The sequence below is a fragment of the uncultured Methanobrevibacter sp. genome (genome assembly GCF_937906425.1).
In the GTDB taxonomy this organism is placed as follows: domain Archaea; phylum Methanobacteriota; class Methanobacteria; order Methanobacteriales; family Methanobacteriaceae; genus Methanobrevibacter.
Map to the genome: position 1 here is coordinate 1 of NZ_CALCYR010000299.1, position 11622 is coordinate 11622.

Below are 11622 nucleotides of genomic sequence, written 5' to 3' on the forward strand. Positions count from 1 at the left end.
AAATAAAAATTTTATTTTATTTAAGGTTTTTTTTTAAAATAAATTAAATCATATTTAATTTTATATTTAAAAAACATTTTTCTTTTTTGAATTTTAAAAAATAATTAGTTTGAAATTCCATTCAATAGAATGTCTATAAAATCATTACAGTACTGATTTATGTCTCCTTTAGGATCTTTATCAAAGACTTTCCAAAGCACGATGGATTCGAATAAAATGCTGAAAACGTTTAAGGCGAGAACATTGTAATTTAGTTCTCTCATTTCACCCATTTCCATTTTTAACTTGAAAAAACCGCTTAATTTTGAAATGACTTTGGATGTGATCCTATTTATATAGTCATTTTCAATAGGAATAATCTCGGTTTCCTGCAATCCTATTTTGATGATGTTTACTTCATCATTGGACAAGTTAATAACTGCATTGAATCTTGATTTGATATAATCCTCTATGGATATATTCTCATCATAATCAAAGATTTCATCTAGCAAGTCAAGAAGATATTGGAAATAAACTTCCTTTACCTCATTTAAAAGGTTTTTCTTGTTTTTGAATTTCCTGAATATGGTAACTTCGTTTACTCCCGCCTCATTGGCTATTTTGCGGGTTGTTGTTTTGGAAATCCCATTTTCCTTTAAAAGGGTAAAAGTAGCATTGATGATTTTATCTTCAGTACTTTCATCTTTAAGTTTCATAATGTAAGTAAGTACTTGCATACATATAAATCTTTCGATGAATAATCGGATGTATCTATAAAAATATTGATATTTTTTAAAAATAGATTGTTTTTAGTTTAAATTCTTGTTTTTAAACTTATTTAATTGTGGTTGTGTTTTTTTTTTAGTTTAAATTCTTGTTTTTAAACTTATTTAATTGTGTGCAAAAAGTAAAAAAAATAAAAATAGGGATTAATTGGAAAATTATTTATTTAACATGGTTTTTGAATTTATTATGGCTATTTCCAATTTCTCTTTAAATTCAAAAAATTCATCCTGTGATAAAAAGTCAAAAACTTCCATCTCCCATTTGTCCTTATATTCAGAGATTTCATCAACTAGCTTTTCACCCTTGGGATTGATGGAGATTATATTTTCACGCTTGTTTTCAGGATTCACATTCCGTTTTATATACATGTTTTCCTCCAGTTTTTTTATAAAACGTGTTATAAGTCCTTCTGAATAATGCAAATGTTCTGCAAGTTCCTTTTGACTTATCTTATCATGTTTTTTCAAGACAAATAAAATTGGAATTTGGCCAATCTGGATATCGTCCTCTTCCAGATTTTTCTCCATGTATTCATTATAATTCTTTTTCATTAGGGAAAGCAATGCTGGAATTGGCATTTCCCTTAAAATTGAATCAAAATTCTGGCTGTTTGCACAGGAATCTCCAAATCCTTCTTTGCTATTTTCTGACATCTAAAAACTCCTTAATACTTGCTGTTTAGTCCATTAATCATTAAAATAGCTTCTGTTTCTCTTTAGGTAGTAATTTATATAGATATATCCAATAATTGAACCTAAACTCATGCCGATTACCAATCCTACATAAATTCCAATAGCTCCCCATCCAAATGCAAATCCGAATAGCCATGCAAAGATTACTTCAGTTATGAAGGAGCGGAATATGGTTAATGCAAGGGATCTTGTTCCCTTTCCCATACTTTGGAAAATGTTTCCGGATATTGCTCCCAATGGCATTAGAAGGAGGAAGAAACAAAGGATTCTCAGTGCCTCAACAACTCTTGGAGCCAATAGTGCACTGTCTGTTGAATAGGAGAATATATATGATAATGGATCTGCAAAAATGAAAAATGTTGCACAGACAATTATTGAAGATGCAAGACCTAATTTTACCCCATAGTTCAATGCGGTCTTAAGGTTTTCATAGTTTTTCGCTCCATATGCAGCTCCTCCTACAGTCAATGCAGCTATTCCAATTCCTATAATCGGTGCAATTCCAACTGAAACAAGTCTCCATGTGGCAGTATATGCAGCTACAGCAACTGTTCCTGAAAGTATGGTCAGCCAGTAATTCATTAAGATTGATACAAATGAAACGATGAATTGTTCAATACTTGCAGGAATTCCAACCACCAGAATATCCTTATATATTGTGAGATTGGTTTTATATTCTTTCATCTTAATTTCAAGGAAGCTGTCCCTTTTAATAAACATCCAATAAGCCATAGGTACTGCTGCAAATGTTCCTGCAAGCACTGTTGCAATGGCAGCTCCTCCAACACCTAGATTCAATCCATAAATGAATATTGGATCTAAAATCATGTTTATTCCAGCATTTAATATTAAGGGATAGGATGCCCTTTTGATTTCTCCTTGAGAACGGAATATTGCAGCCATCATTGCAGGTAAAAATACTGAAAATGAACCTAGAATTACGATTGTGGCATAGGTCATTGTTTCATTCAATACATCACTTGCACCCATTGTGATAAGGAGCGGCTTTAGAATCACAAGGATTAAAATGGTTGTAAGCACTGTAACGATTATGCTTAACATTATTGAGTGAATTGCACTGTTTCCGGCATTTTCATACTCCTCAGCACCAATATATCTTGCAATTAAACTGTTGGAACCTGCTCCAAGTCCATTTGCAAATCCTACCATTGCAAGAAAGAGAGGTGTTACGAATCCTACAGCTGCCAGTGGTCCTGGACCTAGTCCAGCTACCCAAATCCCGTCGATGATGTTGTTCATCATCATGAAAAGGTTACTTATGATAATAGGCAAGGCCAATTTGTTTATGGCCTTTTGCGGATGATTTACGATTAAGTCTATGTCTTCATTTTCGTTCATATTAATCTCCTTAACTCTTTACAAGTAAACTATGTATTTTATTTTATATAAATGTAAATAAAAAAGGACTAATATAAATAAAAAAGGACTCTATTTTAAATAAAAAGGATTAATCTAAATAAAAAAGGACTCTATTTTAAATAAAAGGATTAATCTTAATGAAAAAGGACTAATCTAAATAAAAAATGACTAGTTTTTTGAGTTTAATTATTGAATAATATTTTAATGGATTATGCATATTAAAAAAATTTCATTCAGTGCTTAAATTTATTAATGTCAAATTTTAGAAATTAATATAGGATTTGATATTTTATGACTAAAAATAAATCAAAGCGCATTTTCTATTTTGATGCATTAAGGGCTGTTGCAATAATCACTGTAATTGTTGTACATGTTTATGCAGTTACAAGAATGCATGTGATTGGTGATTATGCTCCAATTCCATCACTTCGGTGGATTTTTGCTCAAATAACTGGAAACAACTTTAGGATTGGAGTGGATTTGTTCCTTATGCTTGCAGGTGCATTGTCTTTAGGTAGGCAATGGACAATCAGGGAATTTTTAGGGAAAAGAATTCCTCGTATTGTAGAGCCTTTTCTTTTTTGGGGATTGATCACAGGAATAATTGCAATAATAATATCCTATTACTTTGGTTTTAAGTTCATATTCTATTTTGATACAAACTCAATCATTCGTTTCATGTATGGAGTGTTTATGGCAAAATCTCCGGGATTTTCACCTTACTGGTTCTTTTGGATGATTTTGGGAACTTATCTTATAATGCCTATTTTCAATAAGTGGCTTGCCAATTGTGAAATGGAAGAGGTTGAATATTTCCTCTTTTTCTGGTTGATAACATGTCTATTTGACTTTACCCTAAATATTGATTTTCCAATCAAGTTATCCTACTTTACAAGTCCTTTAGGTTTGGTTGTTTCAGGGTATTACTTGCGCCACACCAAAAGGAAGATTCTAAATAATCCCTACTTTGCCTTGGCTCTGATTATTCTTTCAGGACTTTTAATAGTAGTCATTACAACAGCATATTCCTATCCAGGATTTTTCAAGACAATAAACAGATATTCAATACCTATAACATTGGAGGTAATTGGAGTATTTCTATTGTTTAAGAATTTCAATAAGTTTAACTTAAATTGGGGATTTTTAAAAAGAGAGGACAGTTGGTTTAGGAAATTCGTTAATCTGACTGCTAAGTACAGTTATGGAATCTATCTGATTCAAGGATTGTTTTTATGTGTTTATGCTCAAATAGTTCCTTATTATGAGTTTTACAGTTTGGTAATTGTCTTGACTCTTTTAATTTTGTTTAGCTCCTTAATAACTATGCATTTATTGAATAAGGTAAAATATGTAAACAGATTTATTGGCGCTAAATAATTTATTATTTTTTTATTTTAAATTCATTTCGTTACTTTATTTATTTTTTTAAATAAATTCAATAATTTTTATTATTATTTTATTTTAAATTTTTCTTGAAATTGTTTTCAAAAATAACTGTAAAATTCACTTATTTTTTTACAAATTTTAATAAAATACAAAATTTTTATATAATAAATTAAACTAATATTTTATTATTAAGATTATAAAAAATATTATAAATTTTTTTAATTATTTTATTAATTTTTTTATTAATTTTTTTATTAATTTTTTTATATTTCTTTATATTTCTTTATAAGATGTTTATTCTTAATTTAAAGAATATTCCATTATCATTTAACAGTTAAAAATTATTAGGAGTGGATTTGTCTGACAAAATATATTGTAATAACAGGAGGAGTAGTTAGTTCCATTGGAAAAGGAATTACTTCAGCGTCCATTGGACGTATCTTGCGTTCATATGGTTTGCATGTAGCAGCTATTAAGATTGACCCTTATTTGAATTGGGATTCCGGAACCTTAAACCCATATCAACATGGTGAGGTTTTTGTAACCTATGATGGTATGGAAACAGATCTTGATTTAGGTCACTATGAAAGGTTTTTGGATGTTGAACTTCCAGGAATTTCAAACATTACTACAGGAAAGGTTTATCAGTCTGTTATTACTAAGGAAAGAAATGGTGATTTCTTAGGTGCTTGTGTACAGATTATCCCTCATATCACCAATGAAATCAAGGAAATGATCCGTGAAATTTCCGCCAAGGATGACTATGATGTGGTTCTTGTTGAACTTGGAGGTACTGTAGGGGACATTGAAAGTCAACCATTCTTAGAGGCATTAAGACAATTGAGAAACGAGGAAGGCTCTGACAATGTAATGTTTGTTCACGTAACCTTCGTTCCTTACTTGAATGCTGCCGGTGAATTCAAGACAAAACCAACCCAACACTCTACAAAGGAATTAAGAAGTATGGGTATTAACCCTAACATGATCGTTTTAAGAAGTCAGGAACCTATTGATGATGACCTTAAAAATAAAATTGCCCACTTCTGTGACGTTGAACCAAAAGCTGTTGTAAACACTCCTGATGCACAATCAATCTATGAAGTTCCTCTGGTTTTAGACAGAGAGAATGCAGGCCAATACATTTCCGATAGAATAAAATTGGGAATTGACTTTGAAAATGATAAAAACACTCTTGATGAATGGGCAGAGGTTGTAAATGCCTTAAAAATCCAAGATCCTGATGTTAAGATAGGCATTGTTGGAAAATATGTTGAATTGGAAGATGCATATATCAGTATTAGAGAATCTCTACATCATGCTGCAGCTAAAATCGGAGCTAAAATGAAAATTGAATATCTTTCCTCCGATGTTGATGTGGAAGATGATGATGAATTGGCCAAATTTAAAGAGGAGCTTTCCAAATTCGACGGAATCCTAATCCCTGGAGGATTTGGAGAACGTGGTGTTGAAGGCAAGCTTCAGGCTGTTGACTATGCAATTGAAAATGAGGTTCCTATTTTCGGTATCTGTTTAGGTATGCATTCAATGGTAATTCAATTTGCAAGAAGAATCGGTATGGAAAATGCTAACAGTACTGAATTCAATACAGAAACTCCATATCCTGTAATTGACATGATGGAAGAGCAAAAGAAAATCAAGAAAATGGGCGGAACCATGCGTTTAGGTGCCTATGATTGTAAATTGCTTGAAGGCACAAAGACTATGGAAGCTTATGGAGAGGAAAATATTCAGGAAAGACATAGGCATAGATTTGAATACAACAATGAGTATAGGGACATTTTAACTGAAAACGGTCTTCGCATTGCTGGAACAACTCCTGATGATTTCTTGGTTGAAATTGTGGAATTGCCTGACCATCCTTGGTTTATCGGATGTCAATTCCATCCTGAATTTAAATCCAGACCAAATAAGGCACATCCATTGTTTGCTTCATTTGTTCAAGCAGCATTTGATAATAAATAATTAATTTATTATCTTTGATTCTTTTTTATTTATTTTAAATTCTTTTTAACTCTTTTTTTTATTATTTTAATTCTTTTTTTTACTTTTTTTTAGTTTAATTTATTTTTAATTCTTTTTTTACTCTTTTTTTATTATTTTAATTTCTTTTTAACTTTTTTTATAAGTTTAAATTCTTTTTATTATTTTAATTTTTATTTTATTCTCACTCTTTTTTTAAATGTCATTTTTGTGTTTTTGCACAATTGCACAATTGTGTTTTTGTGCATTTACACGATTGTGCTTTTTTTATTTTTCTTTTTTTCGCATTTCAAAATCTTTTATATTCTATTAAGTTCAATTTATAAACATATTTCTAAAATAAATCTATGGAGGGTTTATATGAGTGAAAAGGATAAAATTAATAAGAATAATAAAGATATTGGAAAAACAATTGCAACGAAAGTTCCAATAAATGTCTATGAAGAGCTTGTATCCTTGGTGGATATTGGTGCTTTTTTAAGCATTTCAGATTTTCTAAGGGAAGCTATTCGTGATTATTTAAAAGTATATAAGGTTTCACGAATGAGAGATATAGATTATAATGAAGCAAAAAAGGAAATTTTATCTTATTTTATCAAATACCAAAATTGTTATTTGGATGAATTGGCTTTAAATCTTGATTTGGATTTTGAATTGGTAAATTTTATTTTAATGGATTTGGTAAGTGAGGGTAAGATAGTCAGGTTAATCACCGATGAGGAGATCTTTGAAAAATTGTTTAATGGTGAAGTTGATTATTCTAAATTGGTTGATGAGGGAAAACTAATTAAATTCAAGGGAAAACGTTTGATTGTTGAATCAAAGTCTAGGGATAATGATTACATTTCATTAAACTACAATTTTAATGACAGATTGATTTCCAAATCAAAGGGGATGATTGTGGGTGACGCATCTGTAATTGTTTCTGACTTCTATAGCTATGTTGGAAATTAATTATTTTCCCTTTATTTTTATTTTTTTTTTAATCTTTTTTTAGTATTTTGAAGTTATTTTTTAATAAAACTTATTTTTAAATCTTTTTTTTAATAAAACTTTATTTAAAATCTTTTTTTAATAAAACTAATTTTTTCTTGTTTTATAGTAAAATAGTAATTAAATCTTTTTTTTCACATTTTTTAAATTTTTACAAACGATTTCAATTTTTTCAATTTTTTTAAATTCTATTATCAAATTAAATTTTTGCCATCTAATTAAATTTTATTGCTTTTTTTAAATTTTCCCATTTTAATTAAATTTTCCTATTTGAATTTAATTTTACGTTTTAAAATCAATTTTTTATTATTTTTAAATTTTAACAACATAAAATCAATATTTCATTGAAAAAAACCATAACTTTAAATATTTAAAGAAACTAATACTTATTTGTCTTAGGTTAATCAATTCGGATACAAAAAATAAAATTTCACCAAAAAATAGTTTAACCTAAGCGCCTATAAAGAATTGGATTAAAAAGAATTTTTTAGTCAAAAACTAAGATTTATTTGATGGGTCCTATAGAAGATTCACACCTCCTTATCCATTAAATAAATCTTTAATTAATAGGATGTCTCAAAGTTCACCTCCTGAATTTAATCCATTCTATTAATTTCAAATGATGTAGGATTGGACTTTATTATTGGAAAATTTTGAAAGTATTTAAATATTTTTAAACAAATTCCATATAAAATCTTTCTTCGCTTAAATCATATATTAAGGGATTTGTTTTAAAAATAGCATTAATAGTTTGAATCTTGATAATATTTTATTTAGTTAAATTCAGATAATATGTTCTCGATTGTAGTTAATTTTAGTTTATTCTTTGTTTTGGTCATTTTAATAGTGGCCAGTAGTTATGATTTAAGATTTGCGATAGTTCCCAATAAATTAAGTCTTATCCTAATATCATTTGCTATTCTAATCAATATGATCTTTTCAATTTTATTGAATAGTTTCAGCTATTTTTTATTCTCTTTAATTCTAGCTCTTTTTGTTTTTTTAATCTCTCTATTACTTTGGAATATCAATTTTTGGGGTGGTGGTGATTTAAAGCTCTTTGTAGGCATGGCATTGTCATTATCCTTTTTGGAGTTGAACAATTCTAAATTGACTTTATTTTATCCAATATTTGATTTGAAAAATAGTGTTAATTTTCCAGATCTTGCACTGGCCTTAAATCATTTCAATTATATAAACCAGTTTATATTTTATCCCAGAATATTTTCCATACTTTTCAATGCTATTTTAATGGTTTTTCCATTGCTCTTCATTTGGATTCTAATTCAAATACATAGGAAAAATGACTTAAAGATAATTTTTATTTTGGCAGATTTTATATTTGTATATAAAAGCCTGATTTATAATAGAAAATTTTATGGATTTAAGTATTTGGAAGAATTGACAAACAAAACCATTGATAAAAAAGATTTAAAGGAAGGAATGGTCTTAAACAAGTATTATTTTACAAATGAAAAGGCATATCATCTGATAAAGTATGCAAGAGATGATTATGAGGAGTCTTTAGACTCGGAGGATTTGCCTAGGACGGATTTTTTGGAGGTCAATCTTGATGCATATAAGGTGAAAGGATCTAATCATTATTTCTTGAAGTCATCTAGTATGCTTGGTTTAACGGGAGATGATTTAAAAATCCTGAATTGCTTTTTTGAAAAGGGATATCTTGATGATGATAAGTTTAAAATAAAAATGGGAATTCCCTTTGTTCCTGCATTGACAATAGCTTTCGTGGTCTTTTTAGTATTCGGCGATTTGATTTATATTATTTCCCATACATTATTTTAATGGCTTGTTTTAATTTTTAATTTTAATTTTTAAGTTTAAGTTTAATTTTAATTTTTAATTTTAGTTTAATTTAAATTATTAAGTTTAGTTTAATTTAAATTATTAAGTTTAATGTTAATTTACCAATTAAATTTTCATATAAAGTTTAATTTATTTTTTAAATTTGATTTTAAGTATAATTTATTTTACTTCAGGTGTTTAAATGATTAAAAATCTTTTAAATTTTTATAATAAAAATATTTCATTAAATAATAAAGAAAAATCTTTTAAAAAATTAAATATTAAAGAAAAACTTTTAGAAATATTATATTTTAAAGGAAACACTTTAAAAAAGTTTAATAATAAAGAAAAACTTTCATTAAACTTAAATAATAAAGGACAACTCTCATTGGAATATATAATTAGCATAATGATGGTGATTCTAATAATCACTTTAGTTACAATTCCTCTACTTTCAATAACAATTGACTATTCCAAGGACATAATTGATTCTCTAAATGCAAAAAATGAATTAAATAAGATTGCTGACGCAATTGACTTTTCCTATAATTCAGGTAAGGGATCCAAAAGAATTGTCTTGGTAAATTTCAACCAGGATGTAAATATTCATTTTACATCTAATTCGGATGGAGGATTTGCTTATCTAAATCTTAACTTGTCTGATTCATCTAAACGGATTAGTGTTGACTATGACTGTTCTAGTTTAAATTCAAATATTCAGCTTTCAAAGGGATTTCATAAGATTTTGGTTGAATGGAATGATGATTCTGGTTTGATGGAAGTTTCAAAATTAGTTTAATCAATAAATTTACATTATTTTTTAATTTATCCTTGTTTAGTCTTTTTTAATATAATTTTTATTCATTTTTTATAAACTGTTTTTTAATTTTTTTCAATGTTTTTTTAATTTTCATAAGATTTATTAATAAAAATTCTTAATATATAGTAATAGATAAAATTTCTTATCTTTTGAAAACCTTTATATAGGTTTAATGTTTATTATTATTAAAAAATATAAAAATTTATTAAAAGAGTTGATTTCAGATGGATTTGATTGCCGGAATTATATTTGTAATTCTTTTCATTATAATAATGGTTTTCGCCTTCTCCATGGGCATATTGTCACCTTTGGTCGGCAGAAGGGAAATTGTTTCCATTATTGCAATTGGTTTTTTGCTTGGTGCTATAGGAGGATATTTCTTTATTTATCCTATTTATGAAGAGACCCCATATGTAATAGGCAATTTGGAGGGATTGTTTACCATGGACAGTGAGGTAATCAACCTTAATATTCCATCAACCTCAAACATCAGTGATGTTACCACTAAAATTTCCAATCATGCTGGCGTTAATTCAGTTAGCACAAATGGTTTTGAGCTGAAAACGGGTAATATCAATAATAATACGAGGTATATAATCAATGAGCATCTTAAGGCAGATTCTGAAATTGATACCTTTACCGTAGGTGAAAATAACATTTCTGTAGACTTGAAAAATGAGGCCAGTTCAACAACCACACTTGGTTCATTGGTAAATTGGCTATCAAACACTGCAGGAATTGGATCTGAATTTGCATTTGTTCATATTCAGGTCAAGGTAAATGCCAATGATGTTCTTGAGGTAAGGGATTACTTGAAGGAAAACCATTATACAATAGTTTCCATTGAAGGTCCTGTCCAAGATTCCATACATTATTATTCAAATCATTTGGTTCCTAATTATGTTATAATGTTTATAACAGGTATTCTTGGTGTTATTGTGGCAATTGCAGGAATTTATGTAGAGTCATTAACCAATTTTACTAGGAAAATAAGAAGAAAAAGGGCATAAGCTTTTATCTTTAATGATTTTCTTTATTTATTCTTGTAAGTAATTTTAAAGAATTTTTATATTTTTATATTTTTATTTTTTTAAGTTTTTAAGTTTTTTATTCTAATTTGTTTTTATTAGGATTTTAAAAGTTTTTTTTATTCTAATTTGTTTTTTATTAGGATTTGCAGTGGTTTTTTTATTCTAATTTGTTTTTTATTAGGATTTTAAATATTTTTTTTTATTCTAATTTGTTTTTATTAGGATTTTAAAAGTTTTTTTTATTTATTTTTCATTATTAAAGGGGGTAAAAAATGGGAAATGACCGTCATATGGACTTTAGGTCCGAATCAAGGTTTAAAAGATTTATTAAAAATACAGACAACATTAAATGTATTGTCGGTTGGATTTTAATTCTTTTAATATGTCTTATTGCAGTTTTTGCATTGTCAAATTTTATCCAAATTCCTGGAAATGATAATTCTGTATTGAATTCTTCAGATATTGATGACAGTGATGATTCTGTTGATTTGGATGGGGTTGAAGAGGATTCTGATGATTTAAGTGATTATGGTAATGGATATGAAAATGATTCTGATCTTGATGATGATTTGTCTGACGATTCTTCGGATGGATTATACACCAGTATTCCAACTTCAGATGATTATGACTCAAGTTCTGATGTAAAAAATCATTCCTTATAATTTTTTTGTTTTAATTAAATATTTTTTTAATTTATTTTATTTTATTTTCTTTATTTTTATTTTCTTTATTTTTATTTTATTTTCTT

At 27.9% G+C, this 11622-nt stretch carries 10 protein-coding genes; 7 read left to right on the plus strand and 3 right to left on the minus strand.

The annotated features are described in order from the left end of the window. Positions 1–104 precede the first annotated feature (104 nt). From Q0138_RS08670 to Q0138_RS08680, 3 genes are all read right to left on the minus strand, one after another. Entirely contained in the window at positions 105–716 is a 612-nt protein-coding gene (locus Q0138_RS08670) for a TetR/AcrR family transcriptional regulator (RefSeq protein ID WP_297983486.1), read from the minus strand. 204 nt (positions 717–920) lie between these two features. Then, the gene (locus Q0138_RS08675) at positions 921–1418 is read right to left on the minus strand and encodes a MarR family transcriptional regulator (protein ID WP_297983489.1); all 498 of its coding nucleotides are present in this window, start codon (positions 1416–1418) and stop codon (positions 921–923) included. A 33-nt stretch (positions 1419–1451) separates the two neighbouring features. Continuing rightward, entirely contained in the window at positions 1452–2816 is a 1365-nt protein-coding gene (locus Q0138_RS08680; protein WP_297983492.1) for an MATE family efflux transporter, read from the minus strand. Between the two features lie 312 nt (positions 2817–3128). On the opposite strand from Q0138_RS08680, the gene Q0138_RS08685 reads away from it, so the two are divergent. The 7 genes from Q0138_RS08685 to Q0138_RS08715 all read left to right on the plus strand — a co-directional run bounded on the left by Q0138_RS08685 (position 3129) and on the right by Q0138_RS08715 (position 11536). Beyond that, entirely contained in the window at positions 3129–4214 is a 1086-nt protein-coding gene (locus Q0138_RS08685; RefSeq protein ID WP_297983496.1) for an acyltransferase, read from the plus strand. Positions 4215–4583: 369 nt separating this feature from the next. Then, positions 4584–6206, plus strand: coding sequence for a CTP synthase (locus Q0138_RS08690; protein WP_297983515.1), 1623 nt, complete (start codon positions 4584–4586; stop codon positions 6204–6206). Between the two features lie 378 nt (positions 6207–6584). Continuing rightward, on the plus strand, positions 6585–7178 hold the full coding sequence (locus tag Q0138_RS08695; protein ID WP_297983499.1) for a ribbon-helix-helix domain-containing protein: 594 nt from the start codon (positions 6585–6587) through the stop codon (positions 7176–7178). 831 nt (positions 7179–8009) lie between these two features. Then, complete coding sequence (locus tag Q0138_RS08700) at positions 8010–9023, plus strand: A24 family peptidase (protein ID WP_297983502.1); 1014 nt, start codon at positions 8010–8012, stop codon at positions 9021–9023. Between the two features lie 388 nt (positions 9024–9411). Then, positions 9412–9822, plus strand: a complete 411-nt coding sequence (locus tag Q0138_RS08705) for a hypothetical protein (protein WP_297983505.1) — start codon at positions 9412–9414, stop codon at positions 9820–9822. Positions 9823–10067: 245 nt separating this feature from the next. After that, the gene (locus tag Q0138_RS08710; RefSeq protein ID WP_297983508.1) at positions 10068–10853 is read left to right on the plus strand and encodes a hypothetical protein; all 786 of its coding nucleotides are present in this window, start codon (positions 10068–10070) and stop codon (positions 10851–10853) included. A gap of 293 nt (positions 10854–11146) precedes the next feature. Beyond that, positions 11147–11536 carry a hypothetical protein gene (locus tag Q0138_RS08715; protein WP_297983512.1) on the plus strand — a complete coding sequence of 130 codons (390 nt, stop codon included), beginning with the start codon at positions 11147–11149 and terminating at the stop codon, positions 11534–11536. Positions 11537–11622: the final 86 nt, after the last annotated feature.